17 protein-coding genes, 1 pseudogene and 1 riboswitch are annotated in these 20205 nt (G+C 58.1%); of the genes and pseudogenes, 5 read left to right on the forward strand and 13 right to left on the reverse strand.

The window, feature by feature from the left end:
* Positions 1-117: 117 nt before the first annotated feature.
* On the forward strand, positions 118-2505 hold the full coding sequence (locus tag ACFQND_RS07535) for a TOTE conflict system archaeo-eukaryotic primase domain-containing protein (protein ID WP_377412794.1): 2388 nt from the start codon (positions 118-120) through the stop codon (positions 2503-2505).
* A gap of 329 nt (positions 2506-2834) precedes the next feature.
* On the opposite strand, the gene ACFQND_RS07540 is transcribed toward ACFQND_RS07535, so the two are convergent.
* From ACFQND_RS07540 to ACFQND_RS07570, 7 genes are all read right to left on the reverse strand, one after another.
* A complete protein-coding gene (locus ACFQND_RS07540; RefSeq protein ID WP_371437483.1) occupies positions 2835-3449 on the reverse strand; it encodes an ATP-binding protein in 615 nt (204 codons plus the stop codon).
* Positions 3446-4555 carry a hypothetical protein gene (locus ACFQND_RS07545; RefSeq protein WP_371437482.1) on the reverse strand — a complete coding sequence of 370 codons (1110 nt, stop codon included), beginning with the start codon at positions 4553-4555 and terminating at the stop codon, positions 3446-3448. Before ACFQND_RS07545 ends, ACFQND_RS07540 begins: the two co-directional genes overlap by 4 nt.
* A gap of 15 nt (positions 4556-4570) precedes the next feature.
* The gene (locus ACFQND_RS07550; RefSeq protein ID WP_371437481.1) at positions 4571-5470 is read right to left on the reverse strand and encodes a hypothetical protein; all 900 of its coding nucleotides are present in this window, start codon (positions 5468-5470) and stop codon (positions 4571-4573) included.
* Positions 5467-5946: a hypothetical protein gene (locus ACFQND_RS07555; RefSeq protein WP_371437480.1), complete on the reverse strand. Its 480-nt coding sequence runs from the start codon at positions 5944-5946 to the stop codon at positions 5467-5469. Before ACFQND_RS07555 ends, ACFQND_RS07550 begins: the two co-directional genes overlap by 4 nt.
* 69 nt (positions 5947-6015) lie before the next feature.
* Positions 6016-6312 (reverse strand): type II toxin-antitoxin system RelE/ParE family toxin, encoded by a 297-nt coding sequence (locus ACFQND_RS07560; RefSeq protein ID WP_371437479.1) that lies wholly within the window; start codon positions 6310-6312, stop codon positions 6016-6018.
* Positions 6313-6315: 3 nt separating this feature from the next.
* Complete coding sequence (locus tag ACFQND_RS07565) at positions 6316-6615, reverse strand: TA system antitoxin ParD family protein (RefSeq protein ID WP_371437478.1); 300 nt, start codon at positions 6613-6615, stop codon at positions 6316-6318.
* Between the two features lie 116 nt (positions 6616-6731).
* Complete coding sequence (locus tag ACFQND_RS07570; RefSeq protein WP_371437477.1) at positions 6732-7127, reverse strand: hypothetical protein; 396 nt, start codon at positions 7125-7127, stop codon at positions 6732-6734.
* Between the two features lie 183 nt (positions 7128-7310).
* Here ACFQND_RS07570 and ACFQND_RS07575 point away from each other — a divergent pair, with 183 nt between their 5' ends.
* A complete protein-coding gene (locus tag ACFQND_RS07575; RefSeq protein WP_371437476.1) occupies positions 7311-8150 on the forward strand; it encodes a DUF4344 domain-containing metallopeptidase in 840 nt (279 codons plus the stop codon).
* Positions 8151-8215: 65 nt separating this feature from the next.
* On the opposite strand, the gene ACFQND_RS07580 is transcribed toward ACFQND_RS07575, so the two are convergent.
* Entirely contained in the window at positions 8216-9511 is a 1296-nt protein-coding gene (locus ACFQND_RS07580) for a Y-family DNA polymerase (RefSeq protein WP_371437475.1), read from the reverse strand.
* Between the two features lies 1 nt (position 9512).
* Positions 9513-9959, reverse strand: coding sequence for a LexA family protein (locus ACFQND_RS07585; RefSeq protein ID WP_371437474.1), 447 nt, complete (start codon positions 9957-9959; stop codon positions 9513-9515).
* 332 nt (positions 9960-10291) lie between these two features.
* Between ACFQND_RS07585 and ACFQND_RS07590 the strand changes: the two genes are divergently transcribed.
* Both ACFQND_RS07590 and ACFQND_RS07595 read left to right on the forward strand, forming a co-directional pair.
* Positions 10292-10420: a hypothetical protein gene (locus ACFQND_RS07590; protein WP_300519534.1), complete on the forward strand. Its 129-nt coding sequence runs from the start codon at positions 10292-10294 to the stop codon at positions 10418-10420.
* A gap of 262 nt (positions 10421-10682) precedes the next feature.
* Complete coding sequence (locus ACFQND_RS07595) at positions 10683-11708, forward strand: IS110 family transposase (protein ID WP_300519537.1); 1026 nt, start codon at positions 10683-10685, stop codon at positions 11706-11708.
* 307 nt (positions 11709-12015) lie between these two features.
* Here the strand turns inward: ACFQND_RS07595 and ACFQND_RS07600 are convergent, their stop codons facing one another.
* From ACFQND_RS07600 to nadA, 4 genes and pseudogenes are all read right to left on the reverse strand, one after another.
* Positions 12016-12510 carry a Mov34/MPN/PAD-1 family protein gene (locus ACFQND_RS07600; RefSeq protein ID WP_300519540.1) on the reverse strand — a complete coding sequence of 165 codons (495 nt, stop codon included), beginning with the start codon at positions 12508-12510 and terminating at the stop codon, positions 12016-12018.
* Entirely contained in the window at positions 12503-14221 is a 1719-nt protein-coding gene (locus ACFQND_RS07605) for a ThiF family adenylyltransferase (protein WP_371437473.1), read from the reverse strand. Before ACFQND_RS07605 ends, ACFQND_RS07600 begins: the two co-directional genes overlap by 8 nt.
* 1420 nt (positions 14222-15641) lie before the next feature.
* A complete protein-coding gene (gene pabB / locus ACFQND_RS07610; protein WP_371437472.1) occupies positions 15642-17420 on the reverse strand; it encodes an aminodeoxychorismate synthase component I in 1779 nt (592 codons plus the stop codon).
* A pseudogene (gene nadA, locus ACFQND_RS07615) lies at positions 17420-17718 on the reverse strand (quinolinate synthase NadA); the annotation flags it as partial. The gene pabB and the pseudogene nadA, both read right to left, overlap by 1 nt.
* A gap of 374 nt (positions 17719-18092) precedes the next feature.
* Positions 18093-18205: riboswitch (TPP riboswitch) on the forward strand.
* 97 nt (positions 18206-18302) lie between these two features.
* Here nadA and thiC point away from each other — a divergent pair.
* Positions 18303-20204, forward strand: a complete 1902-nt coding sequence (thiC, locus tag ACFQND_RS07620) for a phosphomethylpyrimidine synthase ThiC (RefSeq protein WP_371437471.1) — start codon at positions 18303-18305, stop codon at positions 20202-20204.
* Position 20205: the final 1 nt, after the last annotated feature.

The raw sequence follows: 20205 nt of genomic DNA on the forward strand, positions 1-20205 counted from the left end.
TTTTTGGAGGTGGATAAAAATAGCCAGTTTCGGACACTCCAGCCTCGGAAGACGATCCCTCGCCAGCCTCAATTAGCCTGCGGTTCGTTTGTTCCATCAGCGTAAAGCGACCCGCGCATGTCAAAGACAGAAGCTGAACTCATCCAGTTACGTGCTGAGAATGACGCGCTTAAGGCCCTGCTGGCACAGCACGGCATCGCGGTAACGCAACCATCAAATTCCAACATTGGCGATGCTGCGCTGCAACCCAATGTCAACGAGTTGTCGCCCAATGCGAAGGTCAAGCTCTTCCGACGACTCTTTCGCGGGAGGGACGATATCTATCCAGTTCGCTGGACAAGCACAACGACGGGGAAGTCTGGGTATTCGCCCCACTGCACCAACAAATGGCAACCCGGCATTTGCAAATTGCCGACCATAAAATGTAGCGAGTGCAGTCATAGCCTATATGCGCCCGTCACCGACAACATCATTCGCCAGCATCTTAGAGGCGAGATCACCGCCGGCGTGTATCCACTAGTGGTCGACAACCGATGCTATTTTCTTGCCATCGACTTTGATGAGGCGGACTGGCGCGAAGATGCCCGTGCGGTGCTGCAAACCTGCCTCGACAATGATCTTCCTGCAGCGTTGGAAATCTCGCGCTCGGGCGAGGGAGCTCATCTTTGGCTATTCTTTGCGAATGCGACGCTGGCAAGAGATGTGCGACGTCTTGGCGCGGCGCTGATCAGTGCGACTTGCGCCCGCACTCGTCAATTGGCCCTTAAATCATACGACCGTCTGTTCCCAAATCAGGACACCATGCCGAAAGGCGGATTTGGCAACCTGATTGCCTTGCCGTTACAAAAGGAACCCCGTGATCTTGGACGCAGCGTCTTTGTTGACGCGAACTTGCAGCAGCTCCCCGATCAGTGGGCGTTCCTGGAAAACATCAAGCCCCTTGCGCAAAGCCGTATCGAAACGGCGTTGACCAAACTGGTCGGGGACCGCCATCCGCTCGACATCGCTTATGCCGAAGTGCCGGAAGAGAACGCTGACGCCCCATGGGTACGACCGGCCAAGCCTGATGTCAAACTCAACGGCATCATGCCGAAAGCGGTAAAGGCGACAATCGCCGCCCAATTATTCATCGAGAAGGCCGGCCTGCCGCAACCCTTGATGAACCGGCTAATCCGCGTTGCGGCGTTCCAAAATCCAGATTTCTACAAACTTCAGGCTGCGCTCAGGTCCACATGGAATACCCCCCGGATCATCAGTCGCGCAGAAAACCACGAAAAATTTCTGTCGTTGCCGCGAGGTTGCCTGAGCGACGTAGAAGCATTGCTTGCGACAAATAAAATTGAGCTCCGTCTAGACGACGCGCGTTCAATGGGGCAACGAATGCACGCGACGTTCAACGGCGTGCTGCGCCCGGATCAGCAGGAAGCGCTCGAAGCAATCACAAAACATGATTTCGGCATGCTGATTGCACCCACCGCATTTGGAAAGACGGTCACCGCAGCGGCCGTTATCGCCAAGAGAAAGGTCAGTACCTTGGTGATTGTCCACCGCGCCGACCTTATGCGGCAATGGCAGGAGCGGCTTGGCAGTTTCGTCGAACTGGACGAGCAAAAAATTGGCCTGATCGGCGCCGGAAAAAAGAAACCCACCGGCATGCTTGATATTGCAGTCATCCAAAGCCTGGCGCGCCGCGACGATCTACCCGAACTGTTCAGCCAATACGGGCAGGTGATCATTGACGAAGCACATCATTTAACCGCAGAAACATTCGAAGCGGTCTTGAAGCAAGCCAGCGCACGCTACGTCCTGGGGCTCAGCGCTACCCCCGTTCGCAGTAACGGGCACCATCCGATCATCTTCATGCAGTCGGGCCCCGTCAGGCATATCGCCAAGCGTCCGGCACATGTCCCGGATCGGCTAATGGTTCGGGTCCGGCATCTTCCGACTCCGTCCATTGCGCCGCACGCCAGTATTCAAGAGGTCATTCGGCGGCTGGCAGAGGACGACGACCGAAACGCATGCATCGTCGCCGACGCGACCAATGCCTTGAAAAATGGGCGCAAGGTGCTGTTGCTGACCAAAAGAACGGAACACCTTGACCTGTTGCACACGCAATTGGCAAATGTCGAGTACCCATGCTTCATGCTGCACGGTCGCTTGAAGGCAAAGGAACGCCAGGCGATCATCAAGACCCTGGCGGAGTTGCCGGAGGACGCCCCGCACATACTGTTGGCCAGCGCCCAACTGGTCGGCGAGGGTTTCGATCATGCGCCGTTGGACACTCTTATCCTGACGCTGCCTATCTCATGGACAGGAACGCTGCAGCAATACGCCGGCCGTCTACATCGTGACCATGCAAACAAGAGCGACATCTTGATTTACGACTACGTCGAACAGGATCATCCGCAACTCTACAGGATGTGGGAAAAGCGACAGCGGGGTTACCGGGCGATGGGTTATCAAGTGGATTCCGATCAACAACAATTACGCCTTGGCTCCCTATGACGAAAGAATTGGCCAAATTTGTTGTCACCTAGATTCAGCGCTGCGAACACCCCGGCGGGAGTACGTCGGAATGTCAACTTCATCGCTGCCTGCCCAAGAGCCGGACAACCAAGGAAACCAAAATCTACATTTGACTGACAGCCTCCTGGTTTTTGGCTTTGGCAGTGAGCGTCTTACCGCGAAATCGTATGGCAGCACTCCCTTTTTCGCTGCGGCTCGGTCATTTCAGCCAATGTCGGCAGCAGCCTGTACCGGGTGTACCGAGGCCTTGACTCCCTCCTTCAGAGGGGAAAACTGCTCGTTTTACCTTTTCGAGGGGATGGGCTCATTTAGCCTAATAGATCCGGCTGTCCGAAGAGCACCACGCAAAGCGAGATCCTTTTCTCAGCGAGTATGTTGGCCACATCGATCAGCCAGGAGTACTCTGCTTCCGACAGCTTCTGGGCTTCATCGATGATGAGAACGATCCGCTTGGAGCGCCGTGTAAGAACCTGTGACCACCAGCCCTTCCAGAGTCGGTTGAACCGGTCGCCAGCATCTCGCCCAGGCGGTACAGCCATATCCGAGGACTCGAGGAGCTCCTTGTAAAACCTACCTTCATCGGATTTGGCATGCCGGCGAGCAATATGGCCCACAACGGGCGTCCCGTTCAACGCTTCGCCAATTTTTTCCTTGATCAGTCGAATGGCCGTGGTTTTGCCGAACCGCGGCACTGCAACCCACGCGATGCCGGGCGTACCCGCCATAATCGAGCTGACGATCTGAGTGAGCGCCGCGACGAGGGGCGGCGTGGGCAGCGCGTACCCTCCGGTGGCCAACATCAACGGATGGTCCGCAATATAAGTTTGGCGTGCCTCCGCATCCAGCGGATCGAACTCAGCAAATAGCGAACCTTGCACTAAGAACCTACCCGGTACAGGTTCAAGGGCATCAGCGCCGCTCATCGCCGTTTACCCCGAAAGTTAGGGGGAGGCAAGAAGCTTGGCCAAGCCTGCGGCTTCGACGAGTTGGCGATCGGATTCCTGGACGGACCTTTGGCAGGCGCTGCAGGTACTGGCGCGGGTCTTGGGGGCGGCATGGGCATGGGGACGCCCGCTTGCGGGAGGTCGCCACTTGATCTGGCGTAGTGAGCCGCTTTGGTGGTTTCTTTGGAGATCGTAGGCCGGCCCTTTTGCCGGTCACGTTTTTTCTGGCCTTTGTCAAACAGGTGACGATTAAACGCTGTGATCTCGTCTTCACCCGCAAGCACCTTGAGCTTGCCGCTGTTAATCATTCGTCCGATTTCCTTCCTCATCTCCATGGTGTGCGGTTTAATCCCCCATACGCCCATGGCGGTCAATGTACCCAGCGATCCCCCGTCCCTGAAAAATGCCTTTGCAGTCCGGGGGTCCTGCGTATTGATGTGTAGCGTGACTTTGTGGCCGATCAACGAGGCTGTTGCCGCCAGCAGAGGGCTGGTATAACGCGCGTAAGACGTTTCCGCATACTGGCGGATGGCGTGGACGCCTTGGGAGCCGCGTATGGTCGGCTTTTCGACCAACGTAGTCATATCCGGCACATGCGAAGGGAGCGCGGGCAAGCGACGCGGCAGGAAGCCAAACGCATCCATGGTTACGTAATGGCGCAAAACGTCTAAGGGCGACTTACCACCCAGCGCGCTTGTGCCATGTGCATTAAAGTTTGCGATAACAACATCGACAAGATCAAAGATCTCCTCGAGTTCTATCTGATGCCGGATGGCGGCGCCCACTGGATCGCTCTTTCTCACATCGCGGGGGTGACTGCCAGTGGTGGAGACGAGCCGCTGGAAGCCTCGTTTTTCCAGGATGCCGAACACCCTTTCGATCACTTGGCGCCGGACCCAATGCGCTACCGGACCCCAGTTAATAGACATGCCAGTGCGTTCGCGGATACGGTCCACAAATGCATGGGACCAGTGCGCCATGGAGTTGTCAATTTGCATCTCAGCGGCACAGGCACCTTCCAGTTCCGGGATCACCCCCGAAGGCAACCCTGCGCCCTGTGCATATTTGACGTAATCAACGATCAACTTTCGGGGACGCCACTACCCTAATACATTCACCATGGTCAGAACCATTTCTTCTGCGGAGGCCTCACCGCGTATGGCAACGTGGTAGCCCACAATGCACTGAACTTTTACTTCTACAACCAAGATGAGAATCAGGCGGCTGATAGGTATGTATTGGGGCCCCGTCGGCGTTTCAATCAATACGCTACCGATGAAGTCAAACTTGTGTTCATCGAGTTGAAACATGTCGTAGGGTTTGTCGGCAGTGAGGATGCTGATGTATCCAGTGCCCGCTGCAGTCCGGGACGCGCCGATGTCACCGCCTATCAGCTTTGCTCCAATTGCAAAGTTCGCCTCTCTGACCTGTTTTGCAAAGCGACGTACCGATGCACTGCCCTTGCTCTCCGTGTTGAATGGATATTCGCCCGGTAATCGCTTCGCATCAATACACAGATCTAGGAACTTTTGGAAGATGCCTTTAAAGGCGATTCCGGATTCCACAATTCGGTCTCGCTTCTTCTTGTCTTTCCGGATGAAATTTACGAGGCCCTCTGCAATTTCCGGATAATCCTGCAGCAGCTTGGCAAAGCATCCACTCAGCCCAGCCTTCCCTGTCCACAGGATCGCCACGGCTGATCGTCTGTAGACTTTGACCCGCCGATCCTTGATCAAGCCGCGCCACCCCTGAATCCGCCCATCGTCTGCAGCCGCCAGGCAACGATTCAGGTAATAGAGGAGCAGGGAGGAGCTTGCGCCATGCCTCCTTTCGATGTCAGCGATGCGCTGACCATCCAGATAGGCCTCAAGACCAGATTTGAGGTTGCTAAATCTTTGGACATCACCTTCGCTCATGCCGTCCGTAGACACCTCCGGCCAATTCGCATGGTCGGCCTGGTCATCAGCAATCGTTTTCCGGGTAATCCGAAGCGGTTTCATTGCGCCTCCAACACGGTTCGTGGGCCTAAAGCCAGTTTGTCGAGGTCGGATAAAACGCGTCCCTGCTGAGACAGCTTCAATATTGCTGCAACGACCACGCTGTGTTCAGCGTGAGAGTACTCAGACACGACCTCAGACAATGCAATGGTTCTGCGGGCCGAAACCATGGCACACACCTCGTCCTCGTATTGTTGGATGTTGAGGTGACGCACAGCGCTGCAAAAGGCAGTCGCTCGCCTCCAATTACAGATGAATTGCCAGTGTTTTTGGATGAGCTCAGGCGTGACGCGCAAATACTGGTATTGCAGATCACGAGTGATTCGCTCTTGTATGGCTCGTTGTCGCTGGTCGCGCAACGTGCCCTCCTCGTCTTCTTCGGCCTTCGCTTCACGCCATTGAATTTCCCCGTTTTGATAGACGGCAATGGCATCAGGATATGTTCCCCCGTTGCTTTCATCCTGGTCAGCAAGGTACAAATCTGAGTCGACCGAAAAGGAAGCTCCCAAGTATTTTGTAGGGATCTACCGCTGTTGGTTTCTTGGCGGTCATTGCTTGGCTCTCTTCAACTGGACGTAAAAGTTTTCATGCGGACCCAAGGACAGCAACACACACGTGACGGGCCTGGTCTTGTCCGGTTGAAGTTTGTAGGCAAGCAACGTCTCCTGATGGTTCAATTTGAACTTGTGGACGAAGACCCCCGCCAGATCCCCGCGCTTTTCTTCGCCAACGAAGGGGTCGTTAGCAACTTCCGTCACTGCCGCATCAAGAGCCTTCTTATCCTTTGCATGCAGTTTTTTTACAACCCTGTCGAAGGAGGCAGTCGATAGAACCGTCAACGCCATGGGTTATCCAAATTTGTAGACGGATGCTTGGCCAGCTTTCACCTCCTCGAGAGACAGCATCGTGTCCTGAATCATCCGTAATGGAATATCAGGGTTGTCCAGGACAGCTTTGCCGATACGTGCCCAGTACTCAATCTGCTTGGGCACAGACCGATGTTCAGCAGCGGCAACGGTCCTCGCGTCTTCCACAAGTTCATCAGAAAGTTTCATAGCCACGGCCATAGCGCGTACTCCTTTAATTGGTTGCATTTTAGTGATTAAAGAAACCTTTTGCAACCGATGGTGTTTGAATAATTGCTTCAAGAACACCTAGAATAAATTTGATGTAACGCTGAGAAATTCCAGGCTCGTATGGCCAAACAGTTACAGCAACACAGATGAGGAAGTCTTGCGCCCCGCGTTGCCAACCGGAAAAGTGCCTAACAATTTGCTAACGCCGTAACCTTCCCAGCACGAATCCATGAGCCTGGGTCTCGGCGAACTGCCGCTTCGATCTCGGTTATTGGAGCGCCGACAAATCTTGTGAAAAGATCTCCGCTGCTCACTTCAACACTAATGCGAATAGATTGAGGCCGCGACATGTACAACGCGGCAAACCGTTGCAACGGCCCGTGCGTGCCGAAGTGAGAGGGCTCATAAATCCTCCCATATTTCTCACAGTGCAATGATTGATACCTGTCGAAAATTGCCTGCGCCCTTTCGCCATCGTCATCCGTCACGTCTACCGCAGCTTGTTGCAGTAGGAGTTCATCCATCTTGAAGCGGATCCGGGAGAAGATATGAGTGCGCCCCAAAGAGTCTTTAACCTGGCTCATTTCTATAGGCCCCTATGAAATTGTTGGCTAAATATAAACTCTAGTTTGAGTTCGAGTGCTAATACACACGCTTAGTTTTTCTAAATTTGCAAAGCCGGCGCTTGCCGAAAACCATTACCAAGTTGATGGCCCAAAGTCCCCACCAGCGCCTGCGGGTACGTGACAATGGCGATGGAGGAAACCATGACCAGAATTCTTTACGTCGTCATTGCCATCGCTGGCTACTGTTCAACATCACATGCGGCGCTGCCTTTCGAGCAGCTACTGTATAAGGGAAGAGCGATACCTTTTTACGGTACTTCGCAGGATTACACCCAACAGCAGTTGCTGGACGCGGTAAAGCGGTCGAACCTGGCCGAACAGATGGCAGGCATGACAACTACGGCCCTGCACCTCAAGAACGACATTGGCGTCGGGTTCGAATCTTGTGGTTCAGTCAATGCCTTTTATTCAAAACAGCGGCGGGCCGTGGTGATTTGTTCAGAAATGATAGAGACGATAGGGAAGCTGGCTATTGCAGACAAAGATTTCGTTGGAAAACTTCCTCGTGAGCAGTTCGCCAAGGTGGTCGATGGCCTTATCTGGGGCATCTACTTTCATGAGCTGGGACATGCGCTTATTGATACAAATCGCATTTCCACGACGGGTCGCGAAGAAGATGTCGCTGATCAGTTCGCAGTCTGGTTTGCTTTGAACTATATAGATCTCAGCAGGCAGCCCATCCTGATGCCCACCATATGGTTTTGGAGAGAAATGTCCAAAGCCAGGAACCTACCCACCATGAGTCAGGATCAATTAAGGCATTTCCTTTCAGATGAACACAGTCTGGACGAACAGCGAATCTACAACCTGGCGTGCTGGGCTTATGGGACTAACACCCCTGCCGGCAACGGTGCCGCGCGCTATGCACAATTGCCGGAGCAACGCGCACAGAGATGCGCTGGCGAATATGCGGCCGTTGAGAGAGGCATGATGTCCCACTTCAGAAAGTTTCTAAAGATTCGCCCATTGAATTCTCGCTAGCCGGCATCCTGCAGATACCTATCGCAACGCTTGCGACGTAGGCGACCACCAGTCAGACAAAATCTTCACGTCCGCGCAATTGGCAAATCATCCCAGTTGGTGGTGTATTGAGGCGTGAGCAGTTGCTGGCGCATAGCCCAGCTTCTTTTCTTCCCTTCTAATCCTGCGCTGGCCAGCAAGACAGTGCCACGTCCGAAACGGTCGTTGAGTTTGTCAAGCGTGTCCATCAGCACACCCCTTTCTTCGGGCTCTTCGCCCAGGTCAAGCTCCTGTTGTTCGAAACTCGAGTCCTGGAGGTCAAGCAACATGACTCCGGCTTTGATGAAGTCGAAGCCAGGCTTGAAGATCGCCTTGAGACCACACAACGCTGCCTTGACGAGCTCCCGGGTGTCAGATGTGGGTCGGCGAAGCGGGACTGTGGCGCTATTGCTGTATTGCTTCCCCTGCCTGAACGGACTTGTGTGTATGAACACGCAAATCTGTGCAGCTTTGCTGTCTTGCAGTCTTAGTTTTACTGCCGCACCACTCGCAAACTCGGTGACGGCTTGCGTCAGTTCATCAAGTGTTTGCACTGGCTGACCGAAACTGCGTGTGAATGCAATTTCCTTTTTAGGTGGCGGCTGTTCTTCCATCGCAATACAAGCCTGGCCCTGAAGTTCGCGCACGGTGCGCTCCAGCACGACGCTCCATCGACGGCGTATTGTGGCCGGGTCTATCTGCACGAGCTGCAGGACATTTGTCACTCCTTCGTCGTTGAGCTGCTGCGCAATACGCCGACCTATGCCCCACACTTCTTCGACCTTCGTCGCTTCCATCACTGCATCAAGGTCTGCCGCTGGAAGTGCTCCCAGATTGCACACGCGCGCGAGTTCGGGTGGATAACTTCCTGGTTTTCGGTCAGCACTCTTCGCGACCATATTGGCGAACTTGGCCAGGGTCTTCGTTTTTCCGAGGCCCACCCCGCACGGTATGCCAGTCCACTGGAGAATTCGTTCTCGAATGTCCTTTCCACGTTTCGTGAGATCGCCACGGACTCCCTCCATGTCAATGAAACATTCGTCGATGCTGTAGATTTCCTGGCTTGGCCCCATGCCTGCCGCGATGCTCATGATGCGACTGGACAATTCACCGTATAACGTGAAGTTAGCACTGAGTGCGACTACGCCGTGCTCTTCTGCCAACTGTCGGCATTCAAACCAGGGCGCCCCCATACGTATCCCCAAAGCTTTCGCTTCGTTGCTTCGAGAAATTGCACAGCCGTCATTGTTTGACAACACCACGACTGGCCGCGTTTTGAGGATAGGTCTGAACGCACGTTCAGCTGAAACATAGTAATTATTGCAGTCCAGTAGACAAAACATATCACTTGCGAAACCGCTTAATGGTGGCCGTTACCACACCGCACACCGACATGGTTTGCCCATCCTTGAACAGGATTGGCGGATAAGTTGGGTTGGCGGCGCGGAGCTGAACGCTTCCATTGCGCCGAAAAAATTGCTTGACCGTAAAATCCCCGTCGACCTCTGCCACCACAATATCAAGATGTCGAGGCGGCACCAGCGCGCGGTTGACGATGAGAATATCTCCGTCAAAAATACCCAGGCCAATCATCGACACGCCAGAACATCGCCACATGAAAGTGGCTGCAGGATGTGTGATCAACAGTTCGGTGAGGTCAAGCCTTTTGACTGCGAAATCTGCAGCCGGTGAGGGGAAGCCCGCTGGCACAGTTCCCTCCACCCATGGGAGTGGCAGGCCGCCCTGGCCGGGGACATAGAGCTGCGCATCATTCGGCATATTGCTGTACATTTATACAGTATATGATTTTCGAGTGACAACGGCTTAATATGCTCGAAAATCAGTAACCCGAGGCCCCGATGTGTAGCCACTATGAAGCCCTTCGTCAGTGGGAGAATTACGTCAAATTCTTTCACGTAACCAACCCGAGGGTCGGCAGGGATTCATGTAAAAACCCGCAGAAATAGGCTTAAGTCCCAGTCCCCGTTGATTTTTTTGACTCCCTCTTAACTGATTGGCTGGCCCCTTCATGCGGGTTTTCCACCACCAAATCAGGACTAGGCGCCGGCGCACTGAGTCGTTCCAGCATGCCGGCCACACCACCTGCTCTTGCGCCGTGACGGATGCGCGCCCGGGTCGTGTATGCCATCGGCACGATCAAGCATATCTTCAACTTCACCAAGGTGCGCTACCGGCGTTTGGCCAAGAATGGCAACCGGCTGTTCGTGGCTGCGGCCTTGGCCAACCTGTAGCAGGCAATTGCTGGCATTGCCACGCCCGTAGTGGGCCAAGAGCGCACCGGGAGGCCGCGACAGCGGCGCTCAGCGCATCAATTCAGCTTGAAAACCCGCCCGTTCAATGAAAATCCGAGCGCTTGGCCGCTCAACAGGGCTTGATCAGATGGTATGGACGCCTCCCTCCTGTGCACGAGGGTTATGGCGAAGGGATCTTCCCCGGCAGCGTGCAAAGTGGGAGAGTCATGATCCCTTTGCCATTATCGAACTGGAGACCATCATGGAACGTACTGTCATTGCGATCGACATTGCCAAGAAGGTGTTTCAACTGCACTGGGTCGACCCTGAAACCGGGCACATCGAGCGCCTGCAACTCAAGCGTGCGCAGATGCTGCCGTGGTTCGCCAATCGGGACTGCGCCCAGATCGTGATGGAGGCGTGCGGCGGTGCGCACGAGTGGGGACGTGCACTGTGTCAGCTCGGGCACGACGTTCGACTGCTGTCGCCTCGCAAAGTGCGCCCGTTTGTGCAACGCAACAAGACCGACGCCGCCGACGCGCAGGCGATCTGGACCGCCAGCAGGCAGCCCGGCATGCGCTTTGTGCCGATAAAGACCGAGACACAGCAGATCGTGCTTTCGCTGCACCGGTTGCGTGCGCAGCTGATGAAGACCAGGATCATGCAGACCAACGAACTGCGTGGCTTGCTGGACGAATTCGGCATCGTGTTGCCTGAGGGCCATGCGGCTCTACTCAAGGCCCTGCCGGCAGCGCTGGCTGACGCCAAGAGCCGTTTACCGGCGATGCTCATGGACAGCCTGGACGACCAGCTGCGCCGCGTCAATCAACTGCAGGCCGACATCGGTGCCATCGAGCGCCGGCTGGCCCAGCAGATGAGGGAAATCCCCGCCTGCAAGGCAGCGGCCGAGATTCCAGGTGTTGGTTTGCTCACGGCGACCGCGGTCGTCGCCAGCATGGGGACCCCCACGGCGTTCAAGGACGCGCGCGAGTTTGCTGCCTGGATCGGTCTGGTTCCACGGCAGACCGGCACGGGCGGGCGGATCAGGCAATTGGGCATCAGCAAGCGTGGCGATGCGTACTTGCGAACGCTGTTGATGCACGGTGCCAGGGCCATCGTCGCGAAGACCAAGGATGCTCCGACATGGCCTTGGCTTGCGGCGCTGCTGCAGCGGCGGCCTTACAGCGTGGCGGTGGCCGCAGTGGCCAACAAGCTGGCACGCACGATCTGGGCGGTGCTGGCGCGCGGACAAGCCTGGCGGCCCCAGGCGTGGCAGGCAGCGCATTGAACGGACTTTGTAATCAACCGCTTTGAAGGAGAGCAAGCGACCACGCGTGTGATGGACCAGACAGGTTGGACCGGGATGGGGACACTCCGATAGGGAACAAGAGCATCAAGCTCGATGTTCAGATGGGAACCTCATCAGCGAATACCATCAGGGCCAGCAGGTACTCAGCCTGCACAACAGGCCGGATATAAGACTGCAGCCCTGCCTCCTGATTCCGCCACGCACACGAGTTACTTGCAATCCGGGAGGCGTCCATATAAGATCTTCCCTAACTATCGACAATGTTCGATTACTCACGCGCTGACAACTATGCCTGATCGTAGAGCCGGGGAAGAAGCGGCACCAAGTTGCACCGTTTGAACGGAAAGCGCCTCGTCCAACCATCAAACCGGACAGCGTTTAGATCCCACTTTTCGCTTTCGCCACCCAAAACTGCCATCACAGGTGTGCCGGTTCCAGAAGACGGTGTATCAGCGATTCTTGTGAGCGTCCTTTTGTCCAGCGAACTCAAGTCGGCGCTGCCTCGCGGATGGGTGTGCCAATCTCCCAAATAAGTTTCTCGACCCTCGGAACGAGCGTGATGCACCTCGATTTTTTCTTGTTGGTACTCCGCGTCGGGCGCAAATCTGTATCGACTATGCCGAGCATTGGGACCCGGTCCGATCAGTGCCGTTACAACCAGTTCTCCGTTGTTTGCTTTGTAGCCGAGGAATACGCCGCCGGTCTCCAATGGGAAAGATTTTTCCCCGAGGGCGCACATCAGCCCGTATGCTTGACGCGGTATCCAGATGGGTTCACCCATGGGCATCGCAGGCAGGATGTTGCTCGAGGGGACAGGTCTGCCACGAGGGTGCAATCGGGTGCCCGTCTTTCCAGAGATTGACAACGCCAACATCCCAATCGAAATCGGGATAGCCATGTTCGGCACCCACGCACAATGTCGCCACCGCCATACGCACCGTTTGCAGCGCCACTGAATCCATATCGAAACCGGAACCGGTGAACGTGGGGCTGAAGCAACCGATGGGCTGTACAGTGGGACCCTCCTCGAAAACTGGAGCGTCAATTTTTTTCTCGAATAGCTGATGCCTGAAACATTTCCAGCACCCTAGGGTCTTTCCCCGAATAGCCCGACCGACGATACCGCCCCAGGCCCCCGGAGTTCCGGTGGCCCAGAGGTATGGAATGCCATGCTTCCATGCGTAGTCCGCTAGAAAGTTCTGGACCGTGAACTCCACGGTGCAATCGATGATGAGGTCGGTCCCTTCCAATGCGCGGGCCATCCGACTTTCATAATCTCCCACCGGACTCTTAACGTCCATGGGAGAGCCCACCTTCAGTGGGATTGCGAGGGTCTCAACAAAGGGATAATTGTGAGTAATGTGCCTGGCCAGCACATCTGCTTTGCCATAGCCTGCAGCCGCCCAACCCATAATCCATCGCGGAATATTGCCCGCCTGAACAAAATCATGATCAATCAGGTTTAGACGTCCGATTCCGGCTCGTGCAAGCTGCCATGCAACAGTTGAGCCTAGGGCACCAAGTCCAAAGACTGAGACAACCTTTTCGGCCGCAGGTTTCAGACGTGGCACACGCGTTTGCAGATCGTCGCGGCTACCTCGGTCTGCACGGGCAAGGAAATATTGAATTTGATCGCCCGGGGGCAATCTCCTTCCGGTTTTGACTGGTACGCTTGCTCGAAACCGGCGCCTGACCAAAAATAGCCAAATATCGTGTTGCTCTTCAAATCGGGCTTGGTCGGCGAAAACAAGGCCGACAACATCTGGTTCGCCGTTAAAGTTGGGCTTTAGAAGCTCGGGCCAAATCTTGATCGCCTCATCCAAGACGCGCAATGGTTCGGTTGACTTGGGTGGGCCAGCCAACCTGACCCAACGTGCATGAAATCGGCTTGGATATCTGGCCTGGATGCTGAGATCCGATTGGCCCAGCACGTCGCCGTTCATATCACGCACTTCGAGAATCGCACACCGAAAAAGATTGTTCAGATCGACGTCGTTTTCCACGCCGATGACCAGCTTGCCGCGTCCATTTTCCGGTGGCAGCGCCCAGTCGGAAGTCACGACCAGGCTATCGGTCATATAGTTGAGAAACCCTGTGACGGGTGCGCCCTCCCGAGCTTCAGCAACCGACGGATCACCCTTGTCAGCCTTCAGAACCTCAGGTAATTGTTCGAGCAGATATTTGGCAACCGTGTCGGCTGCCATGTTCCACTCCGAGTCGATGTGCGCGACGAAGCAAAGTAGTTTCGAAACAGGGTCCTGGTGTTTTGCCAAGGCCAAAGTCGGAGCAAAAACTTGAAACGCAAAATACGGATAGTCTGAGGGGAACACCACCATCAGGGGATGCTCGGCATCTGCGATCGGGTAAATGACGGTCAAGACCAGCTGGCCAGCAGCTCGTCTTTCCGGGTCTATGACAACCGCAAAACCAGCATTCTCAAGCTCATCGAGCTCAAACTGCAAACGTGCGGGGAATTCGTCGTACCAGAACAATTAACCAACCTCACGGTCCTTTGGCGGACGAGGCGGGGGTGTTGGTCCAGGGGGGACATGGGGAGGCGGGCCTGGCGGCACATTCGGATGCTCTGGATGTTCGGGATGCCCCGGTTTTTTAGGTAAATCTTGAGCCACGTATATTCCTTGGTTGATTGCCCTTGGATCAATATAGACGATCGGGTTAAAGGGAAGTTGCTGCAAAACCATCACAGCTTATGCAAGCGCGGAAAATTTCATCCCGGCCGCTGAGCTTGGGGTATTTGATAGTAACCAGTGTCTGTCCAGGCTGCATCCTCCGATTGGGGGAGGTCTGCTCCAATTTTTAGACGGTCAACTTCGGAACGCAAGGGCTACCGTGCTCCCGCCTGGCTGCGCAGAGCCGCTTTTGGCCTAAAAGGTAACCTACGGCACAAGGTGACTTTGACTATTTCCGAGAGCATTGGCAGTACTAGAATGACCCTTGGTACGGAGCGCTCGTGCCACCGCAACCAATCTGGAAGCCCGGTCCTGGAGGTCAGTCCAACGCAACAATGACTGGTGATCCAATACGGACTCCTGCTTCACCCCGTTCGTCCGCATGAGCCCCGAGGGTGTTCCGTTCCAATGAATGGCGACGCTTCGAGGGGACAGCAGCCTGGCTCCGGCGGGTAATGCGTAGCGGTGGCGAATGGTGCTCCTCCACCCGGTGGCGCTACCCTTGCCTGCCTGTGCGACCGGTTTTCCGCAGTGGCTCAAAATGCTTTGGATCGGCGAAAGTCCGTGTTCGGTGCGATTCTCGGGGCTGAATGCCAATGGCTATCGATCGGATACTGCCATCCGCGTGCAGCGAACGCGGCAGAAAAGAAGCTTGCTGCCGCTGCAAAGAACTCGTTCCTGAATGTGCATTCAGCGCAATCGCGCCATGAAAGCCGGAGCCCGCACTTCAGCAGTGACTCCCCCGAACTGGCGGCGCCTACCAATTTGGTGTCGCCAGTGACCTGAGCGCCGGCCCTCACGGAGCTGAAGTAGCCCGTTACAGCCAACTCCGAGGTTACCGACGAAGCCGACCTCAAAAGCCGGTTCGTCGTGACTAACAGCTTCGCCATCGGCACCGCGCCCGAGCGCCACGCCTTTGTATATATCCAGTTGCGCCAGCTGTCAGGCAGCACCCCCGAGGCCAAGCGCGCCCTTTCGGAATGCGTGGCCGCCGTGCTGCGCCACTTCGCACAACGGCCTGCGGGCGTACAGGTGCAACTCAGTGTGGAAATCGTGGACATGAACCGGTCTCGTACACCAAAGAACGGATCAGGATTTTTTGGGCTGGGCTTGTTTCTGGATTTTCCTTGGACCAGTCTGGTCGAGCCAGGCGCGAAGCTATCAGAAAGTGAGCTGTCAGCGATTACCCCCAGTGCTAGAGCAAAAAACTCTCACATTCAGCTCAAACCCTCTCCGCCCCCATCCACCCCCGCAGGCTGTTCACAAACGCCCAGCCCTGCACCAGAGGCAAGTCCTCCACCCGCACCACGGCCTCGGTCAAACGCCCTTCGCGCAATGCCAGCGCGCGCCCCACGCCCGGCAGCAAGCCACAGGCCAGAGGCGGCGTCACCCAGCGGCCTTCGATCATCAGCGCCACATTGCCCCGGGTGCACTCGGTGATTTCGCCTTCGGCGTTCCACAGCACGGTGTCGAACACGCCAGGCTGCATGGGCGTGAAGGCGTCATAGTGGGCGCGGCGGGTAGTTTTGAAGCGCACGAATTCGCCGTGGACCTCCATCAGCGGACGGTCGGCCAGTTGCAGGCGCACCGGCCTGGGTGATGATGCGTCCATGGCAAAGGCTTCGGCACGTGCCTGGCCCTGGGTGTCAAGCAGCAGGCGCACGCGCCACAGGCCTTGTGGGTGGGCCTGCGCCAGCTGGTGCAGGCAGTGCTGCACCTGGGCCGCGTCCCACGGGGTACCAAAGTGCGCGGCGGCGCCGGCCAGGCGCTGCAGGTGCTCGGCGGCGTGGCGCAGGTGGCCGCCCTCCAGTGCCAGGGTTTCCAGCAGATCAAAAGGCATGCTCGCCCGCTCGACAAAGGCGCGCTTGTGGCGCCACTCCTGCCATTCGGCGTCAGGCGCGGCGTCCGCGGTGATGCCGCTGCCAATGCCGCAGCGAACGGCAGCGCCGCGCACGGTGACGGTGCGGATGGGCACGTTGAATGTGGCCCTAATGCCCTGCTCGCTTGGCCGCACCACGCCGAGGGCGCCGCAGTACACGCCGCGCGCCTGCGGCTCCAGCGCTCGGATCATCTGCATGGCGCGCACCTTGGGCGCGCCGGTCACCGAGCCGCAGGGGAACAGCGCGGCAAACACATCGGCCAGCGTGGTGCCGGCGCGCGTGCGCGCCTCCACGTCCGAGGTCATCTGCCACACGGTGGGCAGCGCCTCGGTGTGGAACAGGCGCGGTACGCGCACGCTGAACGGCTCGGCGATGCGCGACAGGTCGTTGCGCAGCAGGTCCACGACCATCACGTTCTCGGCGCGTTCCTTGGCCGATGTTCGCAGGGCCCCGGCCTGCGCGGCATCTTCGGCGGGCGTGGTGCCGCGCGGGGCTGTGCCTTTCATGGGCCGCGTGAGAATGCGGCCTGCGCGCCAGTCAAAAAACAGCTCGGGCGACACCGATAGTACCTGCTCGTCGCCCGTGTCGATCCAAGCCGCGTAGCCCCCCGGCTGGGCGCGCCGCAGGGCGGCAAACAGGGCCAGCGCCGCGTCACTGCCCGGCCCGCCGCGCAAGGCCCCCCGCAGGGGCGCGGTGAAGTTCACCTGGTACAGCTCCCCCTCGGCAATGGCGCGCTGGATGCGCTCCAGCGCCGCGTCAAAGACGGGCCGGGGACAGGCCGCCTGCCATTGCACCTGCGCCGTGCCGGCAGAGGCATCGTCATCGCGCGGCCACGGCAGCGCCTCGTCGTAAACCGCGAACCAGGCCACCGGCCCGTCCGCCACCGGCCCCGCATGCACGGCCAGCGCTGCGTCAAAGGCCGGCGCCGCCTCGTAGCGCAGGTAGCCCACGCACCAGAAGCCCTGCGCTGCCGCGGCCTGCACGGCATTGAGCACCGGCCGCACCTGCGCCAGTCCGTGCGCCACCAGCGTCTGGCGGGGTGTGCCAAAAGCACAGCGCAAGCGCGGCCCGCCCGGGTTGTCCGAGTCGGAAAAATCGATCCGCGCCGAGAGGAGCCGCATCAGGCCACGCCGATGCGCGGCACCAGCCCCGCCGCCGGTTGGCCCAGGCGCTGCGCGGCGGTAAACGCCAGCATGCGATCAATCGGCAAGCGAGCACGCACGCCCAGCGCCGGGGTGGCCTGGACCTCGGGGCTCAAGGTCTGCAGCGCCTGGTCAGACCCGCCAGCCTGTTCATCGCCATCCAGGCGCAGTGCGCGCAGCTCTTGCAGGTGGCGCTGTCGCCGGCCGTCGGCGCTTCGATAAAAATCTTGCAGGGGTTCAGCGTGCGCAGCTTGTGCATCATGCTCGTTGGCGCTGCAGTGCTGGCCATCGCGCACCTGCCAGACCAGCTCGGCCTGCGGATCGAGCCGCAACACGGTCGCCTCCACCCAGGGCTGGCCGCAAACCACCGCGGCTTGCCCCGCCAACACCCTGGCGTGGCTGCGCAGCTCAGGATCAATCAGTCCGGCGGTCAGGTCGCCCCCATGTCTTCGTCCAGCGCGCGAACAGCGTCGGCCCGCGCAAGCGCCGACACACTGTCAGCAGAAAAATCAAAAACTGAATTCATTTTCTTCATCGTTTCCCGGGATTGGAGGCGGCAAGCATAACGGCTTCACGGCGGCGCCCCGGTTAGCACGCTATCGGCATGGCTGCGAAGGGGATGGGATCCCTGCGTCCGCTTGTACTAAAATCTGCCTTGCTCCGGGGTGCTGCCGGCCATTGTGGCCGGCCAGCTGAGATGGCCGACCCAAACCCGTGAACTTGATTCGGTTCGTACCGACGTAAGAAGAGCTGACTGTCCACCGGTCCCCGGCGGCCCAGTCAACGACCAACACCACAGCGCTGGTGCTGGCCACACCTTCGGAGCATTTTGTGCGGCAACGCACGCCAAGGAATGCCCCGATGAACGCACCCGACAAGTTCGCCCAGCTGCTGTCCCTCACCCGCGCGCCTTTCCCCGCCTCGCGCAAGATCCACGTGCCCGGCCAGGTCCATGCCGGCCTTCGCGTGCCCATGCGCGAAGTCAGCCTGAGCAACGGGGAATCCGCCACGCTCTACGACACCTCCGGCCCCTACACCGACCCGGCCGCCGACATCGACGTGCGCCGCGGGTTGGAAGCCTTGCGCACGCCGTGGATCGAGACGCGCGGCGACACCGAGGTGTACGCTGGCCGTGCGGCCCAGGCGGTTGATGACGGCACGCGCCGCCAGGACCGCGATGATCCGCAAGACCCAGAAGCCCAGCGCATCGCGGCCCTGCGCGCCCAGGCTGCCGGGCTGCAGCGCACACCGCGGCGCGCCAACGCCGGTGGCAATGTCACGCAGATGCACTATGCGCGCCGCGGCATCATCACGCCCGAGATGGAGTACATCGCGCTGCGCGAAAACACGAAGCGCGAGTGGATGGCCGAGTACCTGGGCGATGCCGAACGCGCAGCCCGCGTGCGCGGCAACCCCATGGGCGCCCAGCTGCCCGCCTTCGTCACGCCCGAGTTCGTGCGCGACGAAGTGGCGCGCGGCCGCGCCATCATTCCGGCCAACATCAACCACCCGGAAGTCGAGCCCATGATCATCGGCCGCAACTTCCTGGTGAAGATCAACGCCAACATCGGCAACTCGGCGGTCACCTCGAGCATCGAGGAAGAGGTCGAAAAACTGGTCTGGGCGATCCGCTGGGGCGCCGACAACGTGATGGATCTGTCCACCGGCAAGAACATCCACACCACGCGTGACTGGATCATCCGCAACTCGCCGGTGCCCATTGGCACGGTGCCGATTTACCAGGCACTGGAAAAAGTCGGCGGCGTCGCCGAAGACCTGAGCTGGGAGATTTACCGCGACACGCTGATCGAGCAGGCCGAGCAGGGCGTGGACTACTTCACCATCCACGCCGGCGTGCGCCTGCCTTTCATCCCGATGACGGCCAATCGCCGCACCGGCATCGTCTCGCGCGGCGGCTCCATCCTGGCCAAGTGGTGCATGTCGCACCACAAGGAAAACTTCCTGTACACGCACTTCGAAGAGATCTGCGAGATCATGAAGGCCTACGACGTGAGTTTTTCTCTGGGCGACGGCCTGCGCCCCGGCTCCGGTGCCGACGCCAACGACGAGGCGCAGTTTGCCGAATTGCGCACGCTCGGCGAGCTGACCAAAATCGCCTGGAAGCACGATGTACAGACCATGATCGAAGGGCCCGGCCATGTGCCCATGCACATGATCCAGGCCAACATGGACGAGCAGCTCAAGCACTGCCACGAGGCGCCGTTTTACACCCTGGGCCCGCTGACCATCGACATCGCGCCGGGCTACGACCACATCTCGAGCGCGATAGGCGCGGCCATGATCGGCTGGTTCGGCACCGCCATGCTGTGTTACGTCACGCCCAAGGAACACCTGGGATTGCCGGACCGCAACGACGTCAAGCAGGGCATCATTGCCTACAAGATCGCCGCGCACGCCGCCGACGTGGCCAAGGGGCACCCGGCTTCGCGTGCACGCGACGAGGCACTGTCGAAGGCGCGCTTCGAATTCCGCTGGCACGACCAGTTCAACCTGTCGCTGGACCCGGATACCGCGCGCGAATTCCACGATGAAACCCTGCCCAAGGAAGTCAGCAAGGTCGCCCACTTCTGCTCCATGTGCGGACCAAAGTTCTGCTCCATGAAAATCAGCCAGGAAGTGCGCGAGTTTGCGGCACAACAAGGTATTGCGGAAAACGCGGCGCTGGACCAGGGCATGCAGGCAAAATCGGCCGAGTTCCGCGAGAGCGGCAGCGAAATCTACATCCCCATCCACAAAGCTTGAC

The organism is Polaromonas aquatica (assembly GCF_042659145.1).
GTDB classification, from domain to species: domain Bacteria; phylum Pseudomonadota; class Gammaproteobacteria; order Burkholderiales; family Burkholderiaceae_C; genus Polaromonas; species Polaromonas aquatica.

Excerpts from the sequence above, each read along its gene's own strand:
- ACFQND_RS07585 (WP_371437474.1), bottom strand. The coding sequence starts at position 9,959 with ATGTACAGCAATATGCCGAATGATGCGCAGCTCTATGTCCCCGGCCAG.
- ACFQND_RS07600 (WP_300519540.1), bottom strand. The coding sequence starts at position 12,510 with ATGGGTGAACCCATCTGGATACCGCGTCAAGCATACGGGCTGATGTGC.
- ACFQND_RS07550 (WP_371437481.1), bottom strand. The coding sequence starts at position 5,470 with ATGAAACCGCTTCGGATTACCCGGAAAACGATTGCTGATGACCAGGCC.
- ACFQND_RS07560 (WP_371437479.1), bottom strand. The coding sequence starts at position 6,312 with ATGGCGTTGACGGTTCTATCGACTGCCTCCTTCGACAGGGTTGTAAAA.
- ACFQND_RS07575 (WP_371437476.1), top strand. The coding sequence starts at position 7,311 with ATGACCAGAATTCTTTACGTCGTCATTGCCATCGCTGGCTACTGTTCA.
- ACFQND_RS07590 (WP_300519534.1), top strand. The coding sequence starts at position 10,292 with ATGCGCGCCCGGGTCGTGTATGCCATCGGCACGATCAAGCATATCTTC.
- ACFQND_RS07570 (WP_371437477.1), bottom strand. The coding sequence starts at position 7,127 with ATGAGCCAGGTTAAAGACTCTTTGGGGCGCACTCATATCTTCTCCCGG.
- ACFQND_RS07595 (WP_300519537.1), top strand. The coding sequence starts at position 10,683 with ATGGAACGTACTGTCATTGCGATCGACATTGCCAAGAAGGTGTTTCAA.
- pabB (WP_371437472.1), bottom strand. The coding sequence starts at position 17,420 with ATGCGGCTCCTCTCGGCGCGGATCGATTTTTCCGACTCGGACAACCCG.
- ACFQND_RS07540 (WP_371437483.1), bottom strand. The coding sequence starts at position 3,449 with ATGAGCGGCGCTGATGCCCTTGAACCTGTACCGGGTAGGTTCTTAGTG.
- ACFQND_RS07580 (WP_371437475.1), bottom strand. The coding sequence starts at position 9,511 with ATGTTTTGTCTACTGGACTGCAATAATTACTATGTTTCAGCTGAACGT.
- ACFQND_RS07535 (WP_377412794.1), top strand. The coding sequence starts at position 118 with ATGTCAAAGACAGAAGCTGAACTCATCCAGTTACGTGCTGAGAATGAC.
- thiC (WP_371437471.1), top strand. The coding sequence starts at position 18,303 with ATGAACGCACCCGACAAGTTCGCCCAGCTGCTGTCCCTCACCCGCGCG.